Raw genomic sequence first — 24,333 nt, 5'->3', positions numbered from 1 at the left:
GACAATTATTCTTGAACGCGCCAAGTCTTGCGAGCCTCCTCTAACGTTAATACATCTGGAACTTCACTTCCTCTAGTGATTCGATTTAGAACTGTCGTGTAGAATGCATTTCCCTGAAAAAAGCTTTTCGTTGGAGAATTTGTTGTAATCGTTCCTTGAAACATCATTGCGCACCTTGTTGAATATTGTGCAGCAAATTCAATATCATGTGTGACCATAACGATTGTTAAGCCCTTTTGTTGTAATGTTTGTAGTAGCTTACCAAGCTTAAGCTTAGCTTCTGGATCAAGTCCCTTTGTCGGTTCGTCTATTAATAACAAGTTTGGGTTAGGAAGAAGCACTCCCGCTAATGCAGCCTTTTGCATCTCTCCTCCACTAACATCATAAGGATGACGATGAACTAGTTCTTTTAAGTTGAAAATTTCTAGCAACTCCTCAATCCTAGTTTCACCATCACCGATTTGATGTAATTGTTCAAGATATCTTAACTCAGCACCAATCGTGTCGTGGATGAAGAACAACTTAGGATTTTGTGGGAGATAGCCGATTTCTTTTGGAAGTTGTTTTTTAAATTTCTTCGCTTTGTAAAATATTGATCCTCGTTGTGGTTTCTCGAGTCCAGCAATGACTTTTAGTAATGTTGACTTTCCCGTTCCATTTGCCCCAACAATTGAAAGCCATTCACCTTCAAAAATACTTAATGACAAATCATTAAGAATCTTACTTGAGTCCTTTGAATACTGAAAATCAATTTCTTTTATGTTCATTATTTCTTTCTTAGGTGTATGATGATTTCCCCTCAAAATACCCTCTCTCGGTGTAATAGCTACATTCTTTAACCAATTCTTCCCTTCCTTAACTGACAGTGGGATATCACCATTCACTTTTGATGGGGAATATTCTAAATATAGACGGGCCGGACTTGGTAAATAATGATACATTGCATGATCTTTATATTCGCTTAAAAAATCAATAACATGTCGTGGCGTATCATATGATAAAATACCTCCCTTGTCTAACACAAGAGCTTTATCAGCAATAGCAAAAAGCTCTTCTAGCCGATGCTCTGCGATAATCACTGTTATCCCAAATTCCTCATTCATTGTATGAAGCATGCCAATAAATTCTCTTGAAGCAACAGGATCTAATTGTGACGTTGGTTCATCTAGCAATAATAGCTTCGGCTCTAATAATAAAACAGAAGCTAAATTGACTAGTTGCTTTTGGCCTCCAGAAAGCTCATGGGTCTTACGATTGAGCAGTCCTTCTATACCAAAAAAATGAACAATTTCAGCCACTTTTTTTCGCATCTCTTCTGTTGATGTTCCGAAATTCTCCATCCCAAAAATTAGTTCTTCGAGAACACGATCCATAACAATTTGATTTTCTGGATCTTGAAAAACCATGCCAATGTCTTTTACAACCTGTGCAGGCGAAATATCTAGTAGAGGTTTATTTTCGAGGAAAATGTCTCCCTCTTTTTCACCATGTGGAGCAAGCTCCTGCTTTAATAGTCGCAGAAGAGTCGACTTACCACTTCCAGATGGTCCACATAAAACAACAAAATCACCTTGTTCTACGCAAAATGAAACATCATTAAGCACCTTTATTTTCTCTTCTGGATATGCAAAGCTTAGGTTTTTTGTCTCCAAAAATGCCATAGGAGCGCCTCCCTTCCTTCAATCATTAGTGGTGCACCAATATACAGTGAAAACATCAATAAATAAAACCATTCACGTCCCTCAATTACCATTGTTTCTAACACTGGCTCAATGCTTAACACGCCATCACCTAACCACCATCCAAACAATGCAACAATCGTGAATAATACAATATAAACGAGAGCGATCCAATCCATCTTTCGCATTCTGTATGGTGTATATTTGCTTCTCTTTTTAAGTCCATAACCACGTGCTGCCATCGAATCAGCTGTTTGAATCGCTTCCTCTAATGACCAAGTTAAAAGAATTTGCACAAGCAATATTCCATTTTTCGCACGATCTTTTAGTTTTCCACCTTTTACTGACAATCCTTTGCTTTGTTGAACCGTTTCAATCTCTCTTAATCTTCTTTTTAACAATGGGATAAATCTCATGGAAAGCATTGTGAGAAGAGCCCACTGTGGTAACCATTTTGAAAATAAATATAAAAACCGGTCAGCAGTAATAACGATATTATAGGAAAGAAATAAAACAAGCAGTGCAAAGATTGATAGAGCAGCAATGATCCCATGAATAACAGCCTCAAGCATCACTGGATTGTTATTAAAATAAAATAAAATATGATTTCCCTTTCGATTCACCAGCGGATTAATTAATAAGAAAAAGAATGATAAATAAAACAGCATAAAGAACCATCCTCTTAATGCTTTTCCCCCATCTAATTGAAGATTAAAGATAATGAACAAAATGATCGCTACAAACAAAAACACCGGATGCTTATATAGCATGACCAGTGTTGCTGCTCCAACATAATATAGAAAAAGGACAAAAGGATGAAAAGCATGAACTCCTCTCATCAGTTTCCATCCTCTTCATAATTTGTTGTATAAATCCACTGAATGCTATCACCACTTTTCACTTTAACAATGCCAGCACTTCGATCTAAAGTCGTACCATTTTTTTTCACCGTCCAACCACTTAAAGGACCTCGATCAAATTCAAACAAATTTGCAATACCTTCCACATAAGCACCTGAACCACTACCAGTCACACTAATTGGTATCTTCTTTTGCTTAAGAATTTTCGTTGTAATATCAAGTACTGTATTGCCTTCACTCATTTCTACCTTTGTTGAAGAAAGAACTGTTCCTTTTTCTTGATCACCAGCAATTGTTATAGTAACTGTTTGTTTCGGTTCCTCTTTTTTAACGACCGGTGGAGCGGTTACTTTCTCTTTTTTTGCTTCTTCTTTTGGTGTCGTATTTACTTCAGAAGTTGTTTTAGCAGTTTGTGTTGCTGTTGAAGATTTCTTTTTTTCATCAACTTCTGGAGTTGCCGCTGATTTAGACTTTTGCTGTTCTGTTGATTTCTCAGTTTTGTTACTTGAGGTTTCTTTCTCCTTAGAAGTATTTGTTGATGATGTTTCTTGTTTATCTTCTGAAGCCACATCACTTGCTTTTTCATTCTTTTCAGTAGTGTCTTGGCTTGATTCTTCTTTATTACTTTCTTCAGTAGGATCCTGACTTTCTTCATGACCATTATGTGTTGCTACTTCTTTATCTTCTGAAGATGCTTCAGTAGTTTCCTCAACACTTGCTTTTTCTGTTATAGGAACTACCTCATCTTTTTCACAGCCTATTAAAAACATCATGATCATAATAAATGCTAATAACACTTTGTTAAGTCTTTTCAATTCAATACCCCCTGTCTATCCTAGGAAAGCTCTTTATATAGTATAAACTAGATACAGAAAACGAGGGAAACTCATTTTCCTACCGATCTCCTAAACAGGAAATAAACTAGTACTCTATTGAGTTACCCTCATTATCATTAAATTTTATTTGTTTGACGTCTTCTTGAATAAATTGTACCACCAGCTCCAATTAACATTAGTGCTCCACCTAGTGCAATTAAGTTAAATAATGGTGTTGCTGTGTTTGGCAGGCGGTTGCCATTTGATGAAGTTTTTTCTTTTTGTTGAACTTGATCTTGCTGAACCTCGCCTTTCTGTTCAGAAGAGTTATCTTCTTTCACAACAGGTTCTTTTATAGAATTTTTTTGTAGCTCGAATACTCCGTAAATGCTGAAATGACCTACACTTGCAAATACTTGGTTTGTTTTTGCATCATAAGTAGTTTTCATTTCTTCAAGTTTATTTCCATTTTCATCAACATGATAAATACGAAGCTGATCCCAATCACCATTAAAGTTAGTAAGATCAAATCCTAAATTGACAACATGATTTCCAAAATCACTTATTGTCTTTCCTTCTGAAGTAATTGTAAAATCGTATAAATCACTTACTAGATCACTAGTATTTTTTACTGCTTCAGAAACCTCACCAAAGCTGAAAATAACATCTGAATTCGTTAAAAGTAATGCAACGGGAACAGTAGCATTCACTTTTCCATTTGATACTTCAATCGAAGAATTCTGTGGTAGACCTTTTAACAGTTCATTTGTAAGTGTAAATGTTTTAGCATCTTTTTTCACTTTATAAACATTGCTAGCTTTAATTACAAGATCAGAGTGATCCTTAACCAATAGATTACCATCTTCAACCTTATTAGTATTCAAAGGCAATGTATATAAAGAGCCTTTATCTGCTAAAAATAACTGATACGCTACAATCCCACGATATCCTTGATCTGAAGAAAATGAGTCACTTTCTTCTCCACCTTGCCAATCAAATCCACCGTCTTTATTTTGGAAAGTAAGTAAAAACTCTATTAAACTATTCTCATTTTTTGTAAATTCTTCACTGTGTGAATCAATTCCTAGAGCTGATAATGCAATAACAATTGTTGCTGCTGTTGAACTATTATCCACCGTAGATCCTTGATATTGTTCTTTCAAATAATTTACTGCTTTTTCAATTGCCAAGCTCACATCTGCTTGATTTTTATAAGGTGCTAGAGCAGTTAATACCATAGCTGTTGTATCACTATCACTTGGTGGATTTAGAGACCATGACCAACCACCATCATCGTGTTGATTCTTGAGTAACTCAGCTATTAGCTTCTCTCTTGTCCATTTTGCCGTTTTAGGAACTTGGAAGTTCGCACTATCTAACGCAATCAGTGCGTAAGCAACACCATTTAGTCCTTGCTTCGTTACGTTTCCATTATATATTGACTCTACTAAATTATGCCCTTCAAAATTTCTTGGATCTTTACCAGCAGCTAATATCCCTAATGTTAAGCGCTCATAATCTGTGATTTTTGAGAACATGCCATCTTTCTCAAGAATTAGTGATTTTAAGTTTGATGAATAGGAAGCTGGTAGTGATTTTCCTGCTTTATTAAGTGCAACAGCTTGCCAATCTTCTACTTTATTAGAAAGAATATATTGACTTGCAGAGTTAACAGCTTTGTTAAATTCAACTGAATCAAAGGCCTTTGTTGGTTCCTCTGTTTCCGGTTGCTCTTCTGGATTTTCAGGTGATTCTTCTTCCCATGTTTCGTAGTTTAACGTGATCTTATCACCATTTTTTAGAGTGTGTCCATTTAATCCTGTACTTGCCATTTCATCATTGATATAAAAAGCCCAATAACTATTACCTTCTGTTGCTACACCATTAATACTGTTAACAAAAGCATCTTCTCCATAGTAAGTAACACCTACATTGTCTTTTCCTACTAATAGGTTTAAAAGATCTAATGCTGTTGGGTTATCAATAAACGTGGATGGATAAAATTCCTGTATATCATCTCCATTGATCACATTTAATGTTGCCGAATCAGCTGCTTCCATATAATCTATATATCTATAACTAATCGAATCTCCTGGTTGAACAATATACGATTCAGCACCAACTGGCGATGCAATTCCATTAATAAAAATCGCCCAATAAAAACTTTCATCTTCAGCAGGCTTTACTCCATTAATACCAATTATCATTTTTCCAAAATCTGTATCTTCGAATTCGATATTCTCTTCACCAACAGCATCTATAAGCACATCTAATGCTGTCATATTTTCTTCATAACTAAACGTTGTCTCTTCTAGTAATGTTTCACTATTACCAACTACACTAATTGTTTCATCTTTTACAACTTCCTCTGCTTGAGCAGATGGCTGCAAAGTCCCAAAAAACACAGTAAATACTAACAGAAATGATAATAAAGACAATCTTAATTTGTTTAACATACGAAAATCTCTCCCCATCTATTTGATAAAATTGGGCATAAAAAAATCCCCTACGAAGGAGATAAGTGTTGTTTAGAATTACATATGGCTTAATTAGACATATTTCATCTATAATAACACCCTTCTATCCGCGTAGTAATAAGGTATAAACAAAATAGGCAGGTCTCCTGGCTCATGATCATCACCTTTTACACCTTCCCATCTTGCGACAGTGGTTCATCGTAAAAAAGCTCCCATTTACAGTGGCGGGACCGCGTCGGATTTGCACCGATCTTCCCTTTTCATGATAGATTATACATCTATCAACCTATTTTTTAGTTATTCAATTCAATTACTTAATCATAGTCTAGGTCTTGAAGAGTGTCAATATTTGTCGCAACTAAAAAAATTCATTAACACAAAAACTCTGTTAATGAATTTTACTAAACATTATTTTGTTTCTCTGTGCAATGTGTGCTTCTTTAATCTTGGACAATATTTCTTTAATTCAATTCGATCTGGGTTATTGCGTTTATTTTTGGTTGTTATATAGTTGCGATCTCCAGTTTCTGTGCATGCTAATGTAATGTTTACTCTCATTTATGATTCCTCCATTTTTAAAATAAATTTATCCTGCTACTGTAAATAGTGGCAACGGATCAGTGAATCTTGACCAATCATGTTCCATTTCTTCCTCAGTTAATAAGCAATGATCTAGTGATTCCTCTATAGCACTTCTGTTCATATCAATACCAATCATCACAAGCTCAGTCATCCGATCACCGTATATAGAATCCCACTTTTCAAGTAACTCTGGTTCCTCTTGTAAAATTTGTTTTTGCTCTTGTTGTGGATAAGTTGCCACCCATTCACCTGCAGCTTGAATAATAATAGATGGACCTGCTTGTGATAGAAGACCTGTTGTTTCATTCCTGGAAGCTAACCAAAAGAAACCTTTTGCCCGGACAACATCAACAGGCCAAGCTTCAAGCCATTTCATAAATCTTTCTGGATGAAATGGTTTTCTTCGATTATAAACAAAAGAAGATATTCCATATTCCTCTGTTTCGGGAACATGTTCTCCCGTCAACTCCTGTATCCAGCCTGCAGCCTGACTCGATTTTTCAAAATCAAACAATTTAGTATGTAAAACCTGATCTAGCTGAACCTTTGAAAATTCACTCTCAATGACTTTAGCTTCTGGATTCAACTTCCTCATTACTGCCTTTAATTCATTCATATCCTCTCCCTTCACAAGATCCGCTTTATTTAGAAGAATGATGTTGGCAAACTCAATTTGATCAATTAATAAATCAACAACTTCTCTTGTATCTCTCTCATCTGTTGCCTGCTTTCGATCTAGTAATGTTTCTCCGGAAGAAAAATCATGCCAAAATCGATTCGCATCAACTACCGTAATCATTGCATCTAATTCACAATAATCTGAGAGATTAATTCCAAGTTCTTCATCAACATACGTAAAAGTTTGAGCAACAGGAATTGGCTCAGATATTCCCGTAGACTCAATAACAAGGTAATCTATGTTTCCTTGCTTTACTAACCTTTCCACTTCGAAAATTAAGTCCTCACGAAGTGTACAGCAGATGCACCCGTTTTGAAGCTCTACAAGCTTTTCATCAGTGCGTGTAAACCCACCTTGCTTTATTAAAGAAGCATCTACATTAATTTCACTCATGTCATTAACAATAACTGCCACACGTATACCTTCTTTATTTTTCAAAATATGATTTAGTAATGTTGTTTTACCTGATCCTAAGTAACCACTTAAAACAGTAACTGGAATTTTTGAATTCCCCATAAATAACCCTCCTTTTAAATCGAAGTTATTACGATTTAATGAGCATACTTTTTAATAATTCTTTCAGCAGCATGCCTTGCTCCCGCAATATTTCTTGAAATTGGACCTATCTCTAGTTCAGCCAGTGGCCCAGACACAAATAAATTTGGACACCATTCTAGTGAGGAAGTAACAATTGGATAGCCACAATCAGATAAAGCTAGTTCTTCACTGGATACTAAATCAGCGACCATATTTTTTTCAGGTAAAGTGGAGCTAAATCCTGTAGCAAATAATATAGAAAGAGTTTCTTGACTCTCCTTTTGCCACTTTTTTAGAAAAGACAATTGACTTTCAGTAGCTACTTGCCTCATTTCTATTTTATGATTGTTTTCCAGTTTTCTGAGCTGTCTAAAAAGTTCTCCAGTAACAGTTCCTTTATTTCTAGCTTTCTTAATTATATTTCTTCGTTTCTTATAACAATCTAACTTTTTAAAATCAGTTAAGTATTTTGGGCCTAGCCAACCAGGATCACTATCAAAATCTTTTACTTCAACATCATTCTTCATGACTAGCATGACCTTTCCAGGAAACATCCTAGCAAGTTTAATTGTAAGATGAGCTGCTGTTATTCCTCCACCTATAACAGCTACTGGAGGTTTTATCCTATCAAGATTACTAACGCTATCATCAAAAATATGAAATTGAGAGTTTTCATTTTCTTTTAACTCATTTGCCCACTCTGGAATAAGTAACTGCTTATTAACACTAACCGCAATGACAACTTTCTTCCCTTTTATAATCTTGTCATTATCTAAATGTAGATTCCAATGATCATCACATTTTTCCATATTTCTAACTTTGCCTTTTATCCATGATTGTGAAATATTGATACTTCTTAAAACATCATCACAATGATCATTAAAAAGTTCTAATGATGGTCTTTTATATTGACCTAAAAATGTTGCTTTAAAATGTTGCTTCCTTGCATACCTTTGAAGACTATAGGGATCAACATCAATATGATGTACAGAAGGTGATCTTAGAAATTCCATACCTATAAGTGACGTCTTTCTTTTCCATTCCATTAAGGGCTCTTCATGTTCATCAATAACTTTGAGGTCACCTGCTGTTGTGAAATGATTCTTTATTAAAGCTGTAGCAATTGTACACCCATGGAGCCCTCCACCAATAATAATCCATTCATTCAATTATTTAACTCCTTACAAAACGTAATTGTTACGATTTAAATTGTAAACTAAAATTATCTTCATTGCAACATTTGTTTTATAAAGGCTTTTTTCTGAAAAATTGTTGCTATGTTATCAAAATATGCAGTATTAACAGTCTCTTTTCGTATCTAGAGCTACCTTTTTATGAAGAAAAGATGCCACTAGATTTAATACTGTGCTGATTTCTTCGGAATATTAAAGCAACAAAGTTTGCGAAAATAACCTTTATAAATGATGTTTAACTCTTAATCAATTCGGGAAACTCTTAAATAACCAAACAAAAAAGCTGACATCTCTGCCAGCTCTGCTTTTTATAAATTAACTCGTACTACACGACCATTAAATTTATCAGCCCAGTAACCACTAGACATATTTGCAATGGCTACACCTGTAGAGCTTTGTGAGCCAATAAATTTACCGCCACCCATATAGATACCTACATGTCCATCTGTTTTATACGTATTAAAGAAAACAAGATCTCCAGGTTGCATATTACTAGTTGAGATTTGTGTACCACCATATTTTAACGAATCTGTACTAGCACCAACACTAACACCGATCGTTGAAAATGCCCAATGAACAAAACCAGAACAATCGAATCGACCATTAGCTATATCATATGAATTACGTCCGCCACCAAATACATACACAGAATTACCAATATACTTATACCCTGCTGTAATTAAGTCATTTACCGTACCATTTGGATTAACTGGTGTGTTTTCTATTTTGGCAATTGATTTAGTACCACTAGCTAATTCTACAGAAGAAGACTCTGAACTTTGAGCGTCATTTGTTGTAGTATCATCATTAACAACTAATTGTGATGCTAGATTCATATCTCTTTGCTGTAAACTATTCTTTGCTGCTAGAGTTGCAGTCTCTTCATTTTGAAGTTGTTTCTTCAATTCATCATTTTGTGCTTTTTGCTCTAATGTAAGTGCTTGCATACCTTCTAACTCTTCCTTCATGTTCGTTAGGTCAGCAAGTTTCTTTACTTTAGAAGCTTTTGATTCTTTTAATGTTTCTTCATCAGCCACATACTCGTCCACTAGATTTTGATCTGCTTCAACAATCTTACCTACTGCTATAGCGCGGTTAACAAAATCTCCAAAGCTTGATGAACCAATAAGCACATCAAAATAGTCAATATTTCCACCACTGTGTTGGAAAGAAATTGCACGCTCTTTTAGGATTTCTGTTCTATTTTCAATTGATTTTTCTAACTGAGTAATTTCACTTTCCATAGTAGAAATTTCCTCGTTAGCAACTGTTATATCTTTTTTCGTTTGTTCAATCTTTTTATTGTTATCAGCGATTGCTTGATCAACACGAACAATTTGTTCATTTAATTTATCAAGCTCTGCTTTTACTTTTTGTAGTTCTTGATCTGCATTAGCAATATCGTTTTGAATTTCGGAGCGTTGCTGCTGAACATTAGTTTCAGCTTTTACCGAAGGAATAGCAAATGAACTTCCTAATCCAATCATGAATGCTAGATTCATAATTACTAGTTTCTTTTTCGACATCCTTTTCCCTACTTTCCATTCTATCTGAATCAAGTTGTATGTATATCTAACTATCTATTAATATTACTATTTAACTACTTAGCCACAATTAGAAGTATATCATCAAAAAATGACAAATCTATGTTTTTAATATTACAATTATATTTCATTATGTAACATATGACCCTTTTTCCCCTAAAAAAGAACACTTTTTTAACTCTATCATAATTTACAATCAAATTCTAGTATTATTAAAATATGGAAAACAGTATAAAAAAATACAGTGAAATATTGAAAATCCTTTTAGATATCGACTATTATTTCACATTATCTGTTTAATTTTAGTTTTTATGTTATATTTTGTAATTATTTGACTTTAAATGGTTACAAAACAAAAAAAGGACGACTCAACTAAGAAGTAAATTTCCTCAATTTTTATACTTACAAAAAACTTTATAAGTATATTCTAAGGACTAAACTTTAGGAATCGCCTTTTGATACACTTTATTAGTATCCATCAACAAGCCTTAACAATTATATTGTCGCCTTGTTGATTTTTATCACATGCTTATTACACTGAACTCTGCTGTTGCTTTTACTTCCCCATTGATAATAACGGAAACAGTATGTTTTCCTGGATAATGCTTTCGTGTAGATAAATCTTTAAAGTTATGATTGCGTTTATAGCTCTTTAATTCTCCAGGAGATAATGTGATTTCTGATATTTTAAACTGTTTTGGTGAAAGCTTACCATTAGCCTTGACATAATCTATTGCGTATTCAATTCTAATTCTTTGTGCTTGCTGATCATTAGATTGAAGATTAAATGTGTATGAGAGGTAATCTCCTATTTTCACAGATTCTGTCACTGTTAAATGTAAAACGTTTATGTTTTCATTCCTCTGTATCCCTACTAATTCAAGAGCTTGTTCATTTCCCTTTTTTAATAATGTTCGTAATCCCTTTTTAATAATCCAATTTGTTACTTCATTTTGTCCATTCCATTTCTCAGCGATTTTGATCACAGCTTCAGGATGGTCTTTTGAAATGTCATTAAGATTATTTGCAACGCTTTTCCTCACATATAGTGATGTGTCTTCCTTTAAATTTTCTAATATAGGAAAAATAGGGGATGGATTTTGTTTTAAATTCACTAATGATATTCCCCAAGGTAATCTTGGACGAGATCCTTCACTTGCTAACCTTCGCACATGCTCATTGTCACTTCTACTCCATATAAGGAACTGCTCTATCATTGCAGATTGATTTTTTATAACAAATGGCCGAACCGCAAACTCAGCAGTGGAGTATTTTGTGAAAAATTCAAGAGCATCAATTGATAAATCCCATTCTTCTAGACCATATACCTCTACATAATCCGGAAAGATGATCCCAGCTAAGCTTTCATTCACTCTTGGTGCTACAGCTCTTAAAATCGCAATTGCTTCATCATAATCCTTCGGTAAAGTTTCATGTAAGCAGTTCGTAATATGGCGCATACGCCTTTTTAGAGGAAGTTCATTCCAACTATCATCATATATTAGTGATTCAAACAGAGCGCAATCAAAATTCTGATACTCTTCATTTATATAAGTAGAAAGTGATTTAATAAACTGTTCATTATAAATATATCTTAGTTCCTCAGCCATATTTGCTCCTTTAATCAACATTCATTACGAACATTATATCACTTATTGGGTTTTTAATTGTTTTTCAATCCATGTGGAAATGTCATGATAAACTTCTTTTCGATTCAGTTCATTTAACATTTCATGACGACCTTCTTTATAAAATTTATGTTCAATATTATTGATTCCACTATTTTTATATTGCTCTATCACTTCTACTACACCTTTTGTATAATTACCTACTGGATCTTGATCACCACTAAAAATAAAAAATGAAAGGTGCTTGTTTATTTTTCCTACTTCTTCATTTTTGTGAATACTTTCTAATCCATCCATCAAATCATAAAAAAAGCTTGTTGTTGGGATAAATCCACAATACTTGTCTTCAATATATTTCTGAACTTCTTGATGATCTCTTGTCAGCCAATCAGAGCTTGTTTTCAATTGCGGAATGTTTTTATTATAACGACCAAAAATTAACTTATTCATTAAGTGACTTTCTGATGTTTGACCATGCTTGCGGATTTGAGATTTAGCAATTGTTTTTGCTATTTTTCCCATAAATCCCGGATTTCCACCAGTACCTGATAAAATCACAGCATCAACACCTGTTTGAAAGCGCTGTAAAAAGCGTCGAACTAAAAATGATCCCATACTGTGACCCATAATTAAAATGGGTGTATTTGGGTATTGCTGCTGAATGCTAGTATTAATCTCTTTCAAATCTTCTACAGTTCTTTCGAAGCCTCTCTCAGCTGCAAAAAAACCTAGCTGTCCACTTTTACTTCCTGTTTCACCATGACCTCGATGATCATTGCCCACTACAATAATTCCCTTACCAACTAAGAATTGTGCAAATGCATCATAACGTCCAATATGCTCACCCATACCATGTGATAGTTGAAGGATTGCTTTTGGCGAGATACCCTCTTCTGACCACGTGCTAACAAATACTTCTTCACCATCTGACATCTTTAACCAATTAGTTGTTTTCATTTAATTTCTCCTTTTAAAAAAAGAGCTAGACATATCGTCTAACTCCTTTAAATTTATCTAGCAATAACATTATTAAAAGTGCTCCCAGCAAAATGGAAGGTTTTGTACTAATAACTCGATTTAAAAGGAACTAATCAAATAACTTTTTAAAAAAATCCTTTAAAAGTAAAGATGGATATTCTAAGCTTTCAAATCATACGGTGTAACTGCATCTTTTAACTCTTTCTCTAATTGTACTTTATATTCCTCTGTTTGTTCAGCTGTCCATGATAATTTATTTTCCATAAAGCTTATAACTTCATCTTTCCACTGGTTAACCCAATCTATATGGAAAAACAGTGCACCTGTGCGTCTAATAAAGAAATCAACTGGTTTTGTTACCATTTCATGTTCGATTGAATACATAAGCTTTGCATAAACGTCTCTTGATAAAGTGACAGAAAGCTCATCATATTGTTTTCCATATTGAAATAATGTATCAACATTCGATCCATACATTTGTGCTAAGTGCTGACCTTCTTCTTTCGTAAAGCCATATTGAATAGCTTCTTGTTGCTTCTTTGAAACAAATACTGCAAAACCTTTTGATCCACCAACATCTCCTCCTGATATTGGATAAGATTTTGTTTTTGATTGTTTAAAAGAAACAGATGGATTATGTTCTGTAATTCGTTTTGAAGCAAGATCAACAACACTTTCAGCCATTTTACGATAGCCTGTTAATTTTCCTCCAGCAATTGTGATTAACCCGCTGTCACCTTCCCATATTTCATCTTTTCTAGATATTTCAGAAGGATCTTTTCCTTCTTCATAAATTAACGGACGAACCCCAGCCCAGCTTGATTCAACATCCTTTTCCGTGACATTTACATCTGGGAACATATATCGAATTGCTTTTAATATATAATCACGATCTTCTGCCAGCATTTTCGGGTTTGTAATATCTGTATCAAAGAATGTATCTGTTGTTCCTACATATGCTTTTCCTTCTCTAGGAACAGCAAACACCATTCTTTTATCTGGTGTATCAAAATAAATGGCTTGTTGAAGTGGGAACACAGATTGATCAATAACCAAATGTACCCCCTTTGTTAGGCGTAGCATTTTATTGTTTCGTGAATAATCTTGATTTCGAACTTGATCAACCCAAGGACCTGCAGCATTAATGACAATGTCAGCTGAAATATTGTATTCATTTTGTGAAATTAAATCTTTTACCTTTGAGCCTACAACTTTTTTATTATCGTAAATTAATTCCTCTGCTTTAGTGTAGCTAATGCTATTTGCTCCATTTGCCACCGCCGCTTTCATAACCTCTATAGTTAATCTAGCGTCATCTGTTCTGTATTCAACGTAATATCCTCCACCAGCAAGACCTTGCTTCTTAACTAACGGCTCTCTCTTTAACGTTTCTTCTACTGAAAGCATTTTTCTGCGTTCTGATTTTTTCACACCTGCTAAAAAGTCATATACTCGTAAACCAATAGATGTTGAAAATTTTCCGAATGTTCCACCTTTATGCATTGGAAGTAGCATCCATTCAGGTGTTGTTACATGTGGTCCATTTTCATAAACGATTTCTCGCTCTTTCCCAACCTCAGCAACCATCGCTACTTGGAATTGCTTTAAATATCGTAAACCACCATGAACAAGTTTTGTTGAACGACTTGATGTTCCAGCAGCAAAATCCTGCATGTCAACAACTGCAACCTTCATTCCTCGTAAAGCCGCATCTAATGCAATACCAGCACCTGTGATTCCACCACCGATTACTAATAAATCATACTTTGTTTCACTCATTGTCTTTAACTGCTCTGTTCTATTCATACTAGAGAAATTCCCCATGTGATAACCTCCAATTATATTGTGAAATCTGATTTTTATATGTCCATATAGCCATATCTATAAAATGGTACAAAAAAAGAGACCAAAACTAGCATTATAACAATTGTTATAATGTAGAATGGTCTCTCCATGTCTCCTACCGCTTTTATTAACTTATCTTTATTATAACACTCATTACGCGTATTTCAATGATTAAATAATAATAGGAAATATTCTATAGTAATTTATTCGTTCCATTTCGCTTCAGAAAATTGCTTTCCGCGGGGAGGAAGTCAAGCCTCCTCGGCTACGCCTGTGGGGTCTTGACCTTTCCTCTACACCCGCAGGAGTCAATTTCCTTCCGCTCCATTCCACTATAGTGAATTTAAGAAAACAACTTCTTTAGCTATCAAATAAGTTAAAACGTAATGAGATTTTTTGCTCCTTGTTGAATAATATTTTGATATTAATCTTAATCAAAGAAGCAATTAAGCAATTCTAATTTATCCCACAAAACCATTATTTAAAATGATCCCATAATTCTTTATTTGAAGTTGTAATTCCGTCTGCACCTGCTTCAAGGGCTGCTTCAACTTCAGCAACAGATCTGATAAGACCTCCTGCAAGGATTTTGGTTTTTGTACGCTTCTTTACTTCTTCTATCATCCATGGCATGGCACCAGGAAGAACTTCAATATAATCAGGCTTTGTTTTGTCAACAAGGCGGTAGCTTCTTTCAAGAGCGTGTGAATCAATTAAAAACATTCGTTGAATTGCTACAACACCCTTTTGTTTAGCCTTCATAATGACTGTCGATTTTGTTGAGATTAAACCATAAGGCTTATACTCCTGACAAACATACTCGGTTGCATAATCATCATTCTTTAATCCATGTATTAAATCCACATGATAAATAATTTTCTTTTGATGCTGTTCTGCCAATTTATGAATACTATTTAATTGAGAAATATGAGTTTCTAAAAAAACACCAATTTCATAATCACTTTCTAAAAATCTTTCATATTGCTTCATTGATGAAAATGCAGGAACTATTTTTTGCATAAAAACTCCTATCTTTTCTAAATTGTCAGTATGATCTAGAACTAGCTATTAAAATCACTATTTCATTAGTTTCCTTAACGTTGCCAACCCATTTTTCGCATTAGGGTACCTAAAGCGAAAATCAAAAAGAGTTGTTTGCTTTAAGATACTTTTCATATGAGAAAATGTTTGAAAGCTTGATTCCCCATGATAATCCCCTATCCCACTTTCTCCTACTCCTCCAAATGGTAAATAAGGTGTGGCAATATGCATTAATGTGTCATTTATACAGCCGCCTCCAAATGAAATTGTTTCAGTTACTTGCTGTTCAATACGGTCATTTTTAGTAAACAGATATAATGCAAGCGGTTTTGGTCGATCAGTAACAAAATCGATTACTTCCTGAATATCTTCATATTCAATTATCGGAAGAATTGGGCCGAAAATTTCTTCTGTCATTAATGCTGATGACATCTCTTTCGGGACAATTAATGTAGGCTCAATTTTATGAAGTTTTTCGTCTACATTTCCCCCATGAAGAACTTCACCATGAGATAGATAGCTCTTAATTCGATTAAAATGACGTTCATTTACGATCTTTGCGAACTGTTCATTTTCTAGTGGATTCTCTCCATAAAATTCATGAATCACATTCTTAAATTCACTTATGAATTTTTCTTTCACCTTTTTATGAACAAATAAATAATCTGGCGCAATACAGGTTTGACCTGCATTAATAAATTTACCAAATGCGACCCGCTTTACAGCTAGCTCTAAATTTGCTGACTCATCTATAATACAAGGACTTTTACCACCAAGCTCTAACGTTATAGGAATCAACCTTTTCGCAGCAGCTTCCATCACCACTTTGCCAACAGAAACACTTCCTGTAAAGAAAATGTAATCAAAGCGCTGGTCGAGTAAATGCGTTGTTGTCTCAACTCCGCCTTCTAGTACTGCTATATATGCTGGATCAAATACCTCATTAATGATAGAAGTAATTACATTTGATGTATTTGGTGTTATTTCAGAAGGCTTAAGAATGGCAGTGTTTCCTGCTGCAATAGCTCCAATTAGCGGTGCAATTTGCAATTGAAACGGATAATTCCATGGTGCGATAATAAGTGTCACACCATATGGCTCAGCAATTGTGTAGCCCTTTGAGCCAATATGTGTTTTAGCTGTTTTTACCTTTTTAGGTTTCATCCATTTATCGATATGTTTGATCGTAAAACGTATTTCTTCTAATAGAAAACCAATTTCAGTTACATATGCCTCTGTTTCAGATTTATTTAAATCAAGCTTTAAAGCTTGAGATATATTAGCTTCATGTTTCCTAATTTGCTTCTCAAGTGTTTGTAGCATGTTTACTCGATATTCTTTTGATCGAGTTTTTCCTGCTTTAAAGTATTGCTTCTGCAGCTTTACATGCTTTTCAACTGAATCCTGCGAATGCTCCTTAATTTCGATCATGGAGTATTCCCTCCTAGTTTAATGTGATCTAAAAAATAGTATCTAATTGTAAATTTGTTCTTCATAAAGTAATGCAATTTCATAAACTTTTTTGTTTTTAGAATCATGATGGACACAACTCTGTATAAAGTCTAGTGGCATCTTTTCTTCATAAAATGGTAGCTTAATATACGAAAATACACTGTTACTACTGTATATTTGGGTTACATAGCAACAATCTTTTAGAAAAGAGCCTATATTAAAGACACTTTTCTTCAACAATAGAAACTAGCTTTTTAAACTGATCTATAGAGGGTTCTAAAGAAAGAGAATAAAATCGTTGTGTACCTTTTTGTTCTATTGTCACTAAATTGGCTTGTCGTAATAGTTTTAAATGGTGAGAAATCGCTGGACGAGATAATGTAGAATGATCTGTAATCTCATTAACGGTTAAGCTTTTTTTCTCTGCAAGAAGCAAAATAATATCTTGACGATACACATCTCCTAACACTTGAAATAGTGGTATACAAGCTCTGAAAGTATCAACCGGTTTCTCTGTTATCAAAACGTTTAGCTCCTTATTTCCAAATGTTTAAAATGTTAAACATAATATATTATTTTAAACAACGTCATGTCAAATAACGATAGGTTCCTTAGGACGATAGCAACAAGCCTGTTAAGATTTTATCTACCCTATAATAATTTTTTATAGTACAAAAAAGAGGATGGGACATAAATTTTTAAGCTAATGAAAAACCCGAATTATTAGGTGATATGTCAATTAAACATTCGCCTAATAGTTCGGGTATTTATTTGCAGTCTTCAATGTTTTTTGATTTTGCATACTATTTTTAAGAACTAGTGTAATGGAGCGGAAGACATTTGACTCCTGCGGGTGCAGAGGAAAGGCTAAGACCCCACAGGCGCGCAGCTTACGAGGAGGCTTAGCTTCCTCCCCGGCGAATCTTATGTCTGCAGCGCAATGGAACGAACTTGTTTCTTTCAACCTGAATTTAGGTTTATTCGTCTTTTTGAATGATTTCTTTAATTATGTCCCAGCCTCTTACATTCTTAAAAATAAACGATCCAGATAACAACAACTAAAACAATACGATATATCGCAAACGGAACTAATTTAATCTTATTAATAAGCTTTAGAAAGAAGCGAATTGAAATTAACGCAAAAACAAATGCACTAATAAATCCTGTTATAAAAAATGGCATGGCATCAAGTGTAAAGTATTGCCAGTTTTTTAGTAATGATAATGCACTTGCACCAGCCATAATCGGAACAGCCATAATAAATGTAAAGTCTGCTGCTGCTCTGTGACTCATTCCTAATAAAACTCCGCCTGAAATTGTTGATCCTGAACGAGAAAATCCTGGCCATAATGATAAACATTGAATAAGCCCTACAGAAAGTGCCTGTTTATAAGTAATCTGATCCACTGAAACAATTCTAGGCTCTTTTGGTCCAAAGATGTCAGCTATAATCATTAAGATAGCTCCTACTACTAATCCTATTAAAACCGTCTCTATTGAAAATAAATATTCATCTATATAATCCTCAAAAAGCACACCAAGAACACCAGCAGGAATTAACCCGACAATAACCTGTGAAAGTCGCAAATGATTTCCACTAGATTGCTGTGTGTTGATTGTTTTCTTGCTTAATCGTCCTAAGCCAAGCAGCTGGATGAAACGATCTTTAAATATGACAACAACTGCCAAAATTGATCCTAACTGTATAACAATTTTAAATGTATTCGCAACATATTTTGTTAAAAATTTCTCAGATTGCAGCCACATATCATCAACAATAATCATATGACCCGTTGATGATACTGGGGCGAATTCTGTTAATCCTTCAACCACGCCAAGAATCAACGCTTTCAACAGTGTAAGAATATCCATGTTCTTTTTCTCCATTCACCTATTAAATGAAAATCCGTTAACTTATTTTCCTACTTAGCTTTCTTCTTACAGAAAGACTAAAACAATAGCTCTATCATGCAACAAACTTTAGTATAACGGCAAATTCTCAGAAGTGGAAATCTTTTTTCTAAATGAAACGGTTTCATTTTTTTTACATGTTTACCTTATTACTAGTTGGGAAGAATAAAAGTAAACAGTGTGGAAACTAAAGGGAGATTAAATGATGATAAAGAAAATTGCATTATTATGTATTCTGACACTTATTTTGCTACTTTTACTAGCTAATTATTCTACTAATAAATCTATTATAAATATTAGCAAAAAGGTTAGTAGTGTTAGTGCTGATGAAACCATTATTACTAATGAGAAGGATTATGTAAAAGTAGAAATCTATACAATAACAGAAATAGTCGATAATACTGTCCAAGGCATAAGTGAGGATCAAACAATTATTTCCTTTGATCCCGCAAAATTATACACTTCCTATAAAGATGAACTTGTTGTCGGTATGAAAATCAATGTCTATTTTATTGAGGGTCCTGGAGGTCTGATGATTGAGAAAATAGAACCCTATGTTGAGCGTTAATAAATAGATATAACGTAACTTAAAAAGTCCTGCTAAATTAGTGTACACAGAAACCTACATTATAATGTTATTTCATAGGTTTTTTCCCGCTTTCCCATTCCTCCCTTAAAATCCCCATTCTTATTGAGTCATAATACACTCCATTATAATAACGGCATTTCCTCATTCGACCTTCTAATTGCATGCCAAGCTTTTGTGCTAGTTTCATCATTCGTTCATTGCCTGACCAAGTCGTAATGCCAACTCTAGGTATATCCAATGTTTGGAATAAATGGTCAATCCAAAGAGAAAGTGCTTTTGTACCATATCCACCGCTCCAATAGGCAGGATCATAAATAACAATTCCTGCTTCAAGCCATTTCGTTTTTTCATATTCCCAATAATAACCGACATATCCAATAACCGTTCCATCTACTTCAATTAGTCTACTTTTTTCTAAATCTTCTTTATAAAATTGTTGAACATATTCATCATATGAAAGATGGTTTAATGAAAAATAGGGGGCATCCCATTTTTTCCACTCAGGATTGTCACTTCCATAAATAAAGTTCCATAGTATTAATGTATCTTCTTCTGTCTTTTTTCTTAATTTCAAAATTTGAGACATTTACTCAACCTCTCCTATCACTTTATTTCTACATAATATTCTTACTTCTTTTATGTACAATACTATAAGAAAATCGTTACTTTCATATTTAATATTGGCTCTTTTCTGAAAGATTGTTGTTATGTAACCAAAATATCCAGTAGAAACATTGTGTTTTTGCATACAGGGATACAATATTATGAAGAAAAGATGCCACCAGACTTAATGCTGTGCTGATTTCTTCGGGTATATAAAAGCAACAAAGTTTGCGAAAAAAGCCTTTATATTTTATTTTGAAATAAAATTTGCTAGATTTTCTTTTTACAAACTATGAAGTTTTTTATCATATAAATTCTATTTTTGTCGAATAGCTTCCCTTTTAACTATTAATTTGGTTTAATAATTTTATCAAAATCTGACTAATAGAGGTGGTTGTATTGATTGAGGAACGGTTTTATTTGTTAATAGAGGATAATAGAATAAAAAAGAGGAAAAAGAAAGAATTGCTGAAAATTGGAAGAAAGATTATGGAAGCAAGCTCAAAAATGATAAATTCTGCTGCAAGTACTGGCATGACTAGTAAAGAAACAATTGAATTAAGCTGTCAAGTTGATCAGTTAATTAACCAATTTCACCAAAAGCGAAACATGTATATTTATATTAAAGAATAACCTACTTACGATCTATGAAGGAACCCCACTTTTCTATTAAAAAAGATAATTCAGACATATTCATGTTAACATATTACTGAAAAGAGAGATTCCTTCAACATTCTAAACTGATAGTTAAGACTACTACTAGTAAAAACATCATAAGTACACTTCACCTTGGCGTTCATACATATGTATACAATGCCCCTCACCCATTGTTTCTTTTCAATCTACTGGCTAACATGATAATTTCCTGTTATTTAAAAGAATAACTTTATATCTAGTTCTTAAAAGCTGCATTACTGCTGTAAAGAAAAAGAGTCTAGGACATTAGTATTTAAGCTAATGATAAACCCGAAATATTAGGAGATATTTCGGGTTTTTATTTGCTGTCTTCAGTAGACTTTTTGATTTTGCATACTATTTTTAAGAACTAGTGGAATGGAGCGGAAGACATTTGACTCCTGCGGGTGAAGAGGAAAGGCTGAGACCCCACAGGCGCATGCGCCGAGGAGGCTTAGCTTCCTCCCCGGCGAATCTTATGTCTGCAGCGCAATGGAACGAACTTGTTTATTTCAATTTAACTGAATTTAGATGTATACGTCTTTTTGTAAGACATCTTTCATTATGTCCCAGCCTCTATATGGTCCCAGAGGCTGGTCAACCTTACTTCACTTCTACTATAAAAAAATAGTAGTACAAACCCTGACCAGGGTCTGTACTACTAATCTTAGTATATTTTAAAAGACATTAATTTTTAACAATGCGTGTTTATTGCATATAAATTAATCAATCATCACAGCTATATTCAATGTTTCATTGTTTTGAAATAAAACGTCTAGCTCCACCGCTTCTTTAAAGCCTGAAATTGTTGAGTTTCCATCTAGAATTGTTGGTGATGTTATATCAACAGTCATGCCATTTGCGGAAACATTTGTGCAAAATCCTCCAGAAATCATATTACCAAGCTCTCCAGCAAAGGATTTTAACATATCTCCTTCAATCTCCATACCAAACATTATGTTTCCAACTGAACTAAATAGTGATACTTCACCTTTGTATAGAATTTTACCTTTTATTTCACCTGTTAAACCAACAAGAACAGCAAAATTCAAGGTGATTTCTTTACTGCCAGTTTTTGAATCCACTTTAACAGTTTGTAGAGGAATAATTTGTTTAATTGAATTCATCATTGCTTCTTGAATAGTTGTTACTATTTTTAAATCTGTTGCACTCATTCCTACACCGCCCTCCACATTAGTTAAAACTAGTCATGGTCATAGTTTAAATTGCTTCAGTTCCTCTTGAAGTTTTTCTGCAATTTTTGCTAAATCCTTCGCACTATGAGCTACTTCTTCAATTGTTGCACTTTGTTCCTCTGTTGATGCTGCTGCTTCTTCAGATAGAGCTGCAGATGCTTCAATTACCTCTGACATGGATTCGATCGATTGCAAAACAGATTCTGCATAGCCTTTCAGTTCTTGGAATATCTCCTTCACTGAAAGTACTCCATTTTCCGTTTCTTGAACATTTTCAACAATCTTATGAAGAGATTCTCCACCCTTTTCAATTAATTGTACCTGTTCTTTTACAGAAACAAGGTTTGTCTCCATTGTGTTGACTGTTACCTTTGTTTCAGACTGAATATCCTCAATAAGTGTTGTGATCTGATTTGCAGCAGAGTTTGATTGTTCAGCAAGCTTTCTCACTTCATCTGCTACAACAGCAAAACCTTTACCATTTTCACCGGCTCGAGCAGCCTCAATCGCTGCATTTAAAGCTAATAAATTTGTTTGATTAGAGATATCAGATATAACGGTAATAATACTGCCGATTTCCTCAGAACGACTACCTAATTTTTGGATCGATTCAGTAGCAAATTCTACAGTACTTGTCACTTTCCCAAGATGTTGGATAGCTTCGTTAATTGCTTTGTTACCATAATCCGCTTCTTTTGTGGATCGCATTGCAAGATCTAACGTTCCTTCTATGATTTCCCCACCACTATCAACTCGATCTGTTGTTATCCTCATATTATCTAAGATATTATTAACCTCTGTTGTTTGTCTTGATACTCCTGAGGCAATTTCAGTTGTTGTTAAAGCAATTTGGTTACTCATTTCCCCTGTAACATCAGCACTTGCAGCCAACTCTTCAGAAGTAGCAGCAGCTTGTTCGGCCGTATCCTTCACATTGGTGATTAAGTTTTTAAGATTAGTAGACATTAAATTAACTGATTGTGACAAATCGCCGATTTCATCTTTTAGTTTCGTTTCAATAACTTCACCTGTTAAATCACCTCGAGCTATTTGCTCAGATAAAACCGTCATTTTTCTTAACGGCTGAATTTGTCTATGAATGATGAATAACATGATTAGTGCAATAACAATTAACTCAACAACACCTGTTAAAATTAAATTGTTTGTAAAGCTAGAAACCATTGAGTCATATGTTTCTGCTGAGTGCCCCACGAAAACCATACCAATAATTTCACCTGATGCATTCTTAATCGGTTCATAAATTGTAACGAGTTTTTCTCCTACAACAATGGCCTCACCGATATATGTTTCTCCTTGCTTCAATGTAACATCTGCAACTGCGTCAGAGACCTTTGTACCGATCGCTCTTGTTCCAGTTTCATCCTTCACATTTGTTGAAACCCGTGTATCATCTAGAAAAATCGTAACAGCATTATTCGTTAATTCACCAATGGAATCAACCATTTCGTTATTATCATTAACCTTTGTTTCACCCTTATAAAGATCACCATTACTTACTGTCCATGAGCCAGGGTGTTGTTCATCAATTAGACCTTTTGCCACATTTAAATCATTAGCTAAATTCTTTTCAGCAACATGTAATACTTCCTTTTTGATTGTCCATACTGATTCGAAAATTAATATTGAGCTTCCAATAAGAAACAACAATAAAAACCAAAAAGTTAACTTCCCCTTAACACCTAGTTTTCTCATCCACTTTCTCCTTTACAATCTTCTATGTTCTCACTTATGATGAAAAGCTGATCTAGCTTTGCAATGTGAAATAGTTCTTTTATAAATCCTTTTTGGATTATAAGATGCACTTGTTTTTCATTTTCAATATATTTTAAAAATGTGACAAATAACCCCATGCCTGTGCTATCTATTGCTTTAAGCTCAGTTAAATCAAACACATAGGCAGGTGATTCATGGTCAATTGCTTCAATTAAGACTTCTTTTATTGACTGTGTTCGACCATAGCTAAGCTTACCTTCAATAACAAATAGTTGATTTCCATCAAACTGATTTATTTTAATCGTAGGATTCAAA

Annotated in this window: 21 protein-coding genes and 1 riboswitch; of the genes, 2 read left to right on the top strand and 19 right to left on the bottom strand. The window is 34.1% G+C overall.

Going from position 1 to position 24,333, the window contains the following annotated elements; genetic code table 11:
• Positions 1 to 5: 5 nt before the first annotated feature.
• From FS935_RS09485 to FS935_RS09415, 15 genes are all read right to left on the bottom strand, one after another.
• Positions 6 to 1,661, bottom strand: a complete 1,656-nt coding sequence (locus FS935_RS09485; RefSeq protein WP_146947896.1) for an ABC transporter ATP-binding protein — start codon at positions 1,659 to 1,661, stop codon at positions 6 to 8.
• Entirely contained in the window at positions 1,634 to 2,518 is an 885-nt protein-coding gene (locus FS935_RS09480) for an energy-coupling factor transporter transmembrane component T (protein ID WP_240050872.1), read from the bottom strand. The genes FS935_RS09485 and FS935_RS09480 overlap by 28 nt, the downstream gene beginning before the upstream one ends.
• The gene (locus tag FS935_RS09475; protein WP_146947892.1) at positions 2,518 to 3,354 is read right to left on the bottom strand and encodes a DUF4430 domain-containing protein; all 837 of its coding nucleotides are present in this window, start codon (positions 3,352 to 3,354) and stop codon (positions 2,518 to 2,520) included. The genes FS935_RS09480 and FS935_RS09475 overlap by 1 nt, the downstream gene beginning before the upstream one ends.
• A gap of 137 nt (positions 3,355 to 3,491) precedes the next feature.
• Positions 3,492 to 5,810, bottom strand: coding sequence for a DUF4430 domain-containing protein (locus tag FS935_RS09470; RefSeq protein WP_158638580.1), 2,319 nt, complete (start codon positions 5,808 to 5,810; stop codon positions 3,492 to 3,494).
• 140 nt (positions 5,811 to 5,950) lie between these two features.
• A riboswitch (cobalamin riboswitch) is annotated at positions 5,951 to 6,136 on the bottom strand.
• A 103-nt stretch (positions 6,137 to 6,239) separates the two neighbouring features.
• On the bottom strand, positions 6,240 to 6,389 hold the full coding sequence (gene rpmG, locus FS935_RS09465; protein WP_053348792.1) for a 50S ribosomal protein L33: 150 nt from the start codon (positions 6,387 to 6,389) through the stop codon (positions 6,240 to 6,242).
• Positions 6,390 to 6,417: 28 nt separating this feature from the next.
• Positions 6,418 to 7,608, bottom strand: coding sequence for a GTP-binding protein (locus tag FS935_RS09460; protein WP_146947888.1), 1,191 nt, complete (start codon positions 7,606 to 7,608; stop codon positions 6,418 to 6,420).
• 35 nt (positions 7,609 to 7,643) lie between these two features.
• Positions 7,644 to 8,798: an FAD/NAD(P)-binding protein gene (locus FS935_RS09455; protein WP_146947886.1), complete on the bottom strand. Its 1,155-nt coding sequence runs from the start codon at positions 8,796 to 8,798 to the stop codon at positions 7,644 to 7,646.
• Positions 8,799 to 9,130: 332 nt separating this feature from the next.
• On the bottom strand, positions 9,131 to 10,348 hold the full coding sequence (locus tag FS935_RS09450; protein ID WP_146947884.1) for a coiled-coil domain-containing protein: 1,218 nt from the start codon (positions 10,346 to 10,348) through the stop codon (positions 9,131 to 9,133).
• Between the two features lie 539 nt (positions 10,349 to 10,887).
• Positions 10,888 to 11,976, bottom strand: a complete 1,089-nt coding sequence (locus tag FS935_RS09445) for a DNA alkylation repair protein (protein ID WP_146947882.1) — start codon at positions 11,974 to 11,976, stop codon at positions 10,888 to 10,890.
• A gap of 42 nt (positions 11,977 to 12,018) precedes the next feature.
• Positions 12,019 to 12,951: an alpha/beta hydrolase gene (locus FS935_RS09440; RefSeq protein WP_146947880.1), complete on the bottom strand. Its 933-nt coding sequence runs from the start codon at positions 12,949 to 12,951 to the stop codon at positions 12,019 to 12,021.
• 180 nt (positions 12,952 to 13,131) lie between these two features.
• Entirely contained in the window at positions 13,132 to 14,796 is a 1,665-nt protein-coding gene (locus FS935_RS09435; protein ID WP_146947878.1) for a glycerol-3-phosphate dehydrogenase/oxidase, read from the bottom strand.
• Between the two features lie 498 nt (positions 14,797 to 15,294).
• Positions 15,295 to 15,837 carry a glycerol-3-phosphate responsive antiterminator gene (locus tag FS935_RS09430; protein ID WP_146947876.1) on the bottom strand — a complete coding sequence of 181 codons (543 nt, stop codon included), beginning with the start codon at positions 15,835 to 15,837 and terminating at the stop codon, positions 15,295 to 15,297.
• A gap of 57 nt (positions 15,838 to 15,894) precedes the next feature.
• Positions 15,895 to 17,289, bottom strand: a complete 1,395-nt coding sequence (locus FS935_RS09425; RefSeq protein ID WP_146947874.1) for an aldehyde dehydrogenase — start codon at positions 17,287 to 17,289, stop codon at positions 15,895 to 15,897.
• A gap of 238 nt (positions 17,290 to 17,527) precedes the next feature.
• Positions 17,528 to 17,830: an ArsR/SmtB family transcription factor gene (locus FS935_RS09420; protein WP_146948431.1), complete on the bottom strand. Its 303-nt coding sequence runs from the start codon at positions 17,828 to 17,830 to the stop codon at positions 17,528 to 17,530.
• A 509-nt stretch (positions 17,831 to 18,339) separates the two neighbouring features.
• Positions 18,340 to 19,182 (bottom strand): undecaprenyl-diphosphate phosphatase, encoded by an 843-nt coding sequence (locus tag FS935_RS09415; RefSeq protein ID WP_146947872.1) that lies wholly within the window; start codon positions 19,180 to 19,182, stop codon positions 18,340 to 18,342.
• Between the two features lie 244 nt (positions 19,183 to 19,426).
• On the opposite strand from FS935_RS09415, the gene FS935_RS09410 reads away from it, so the two are divergent.
• Positions 19,427 to 19,789: a hypothetical protein gene (locus FS935_RS09410; RefSeq protein WP_146947870.1), complete on the top strand. Its 363-nt coding sequence runs from the start codon at positions 19,427 to 19,429 to the stop codon at positions 19,787 to 19,789.
• Positions 19,790 to 19,856: 67 nt separating this feature from the next.
• On the opposite strand, the gene FS935_RS09405 is transcribed toward FS935_RS09410, so the two are convergent.
• Positions 19,857 to 20,396 carry a GNAT family N-acetyltransferase gene (locus tag FS935_RS09405; protein ID WP_146947868.1) on the bottom strand — a complete coding sequence of 180 codons (540 nt, stop codon included), beginning with the start codon at positions 20,394 to 20,396 and terminating at the stop codon, positions 19,857 to 19,859.
• A gap of 416 nt (positions 20,397 to 20,812) precedes the next feature.
• Here FS935_RS09405 and FS935_RS23880 point away from each other — a divergent pair, with 416 nt between their 5' ends.
• Complete coding sequence (locus FS935_RS23880) at positions 20,813 to 21,046, top strand: aspartyl-phosphate phosphatase Spo0E family protein (RefSeq protein ID WP_239589583.1); 234 nt, start codon at positions 20,813 to 20,815, stop codon at positions 21,044 to 21,046.
• A gap of 764 nt (positions 21,047 to 21,810) precedes the next feature.
• On the opposite strand, the gene FS935_RS09395 is transcribed toward FS935_RS23880, so the two are convergent.
• The 3 genes from FS935_RS09395 to FS935_RS09385 are packed head-to-tail and all read right to left on the bottom strand — an operon-like array spanning position 21,811 to position 24,332.
• Entirely contained in the window at positions 21,811 to 22,263 is a 453-nt protein-coding gene (locus tag FS935_RS09395) for a chemotaxis protein CheX (protein ID WP_146947866.1), read from the bottom strand.
• A gap of 39 nt (positions 22,264 to 22,302) precedes the next feature.
• Positions 22,303 to 23,997 (bottom strand): methyl-accepting chemotaxis protein, encoded by a 1,695-nt coding sequence (locus FS935_RS09390; RefSeq protein ID WP_146947864.1) that lies wholly within the window; start codon positions 23,995 to 23,997, stop codon positions 22,303 to 22,305.
• Positions 23,994 to 24,332: an STAS domain-containing protein gene (locus FS935_RS09385; RefSeq protein WP_158638579.1), complete on the bottom strand. Its 339-nt coding sequence runs from the start codon at positions 24,330 to 24,332 to the stop codon at positions 23,994 to 23,996. Before FS935_RS09385 ends, FS935_RS09390 begins: the two co-directional genes overlap by 4 nt.
• Position 24,333 lies beyond the last annotated feature (1 nt).

This window comes from Metabacillus litoralis, assembly GCF_007994985.1.
GTDB classification, from domain to species: Bacteria; Bacillota; Bacilli; order Bacillales; family Bacillaceae; genus Metabacillus; species Metabacillus litoralis.
The sequence above is the reverse complement of the archived record's forward strand: the minus strand, read 5'-3'. Positions and strand labels throughout refer to the sequence as shown.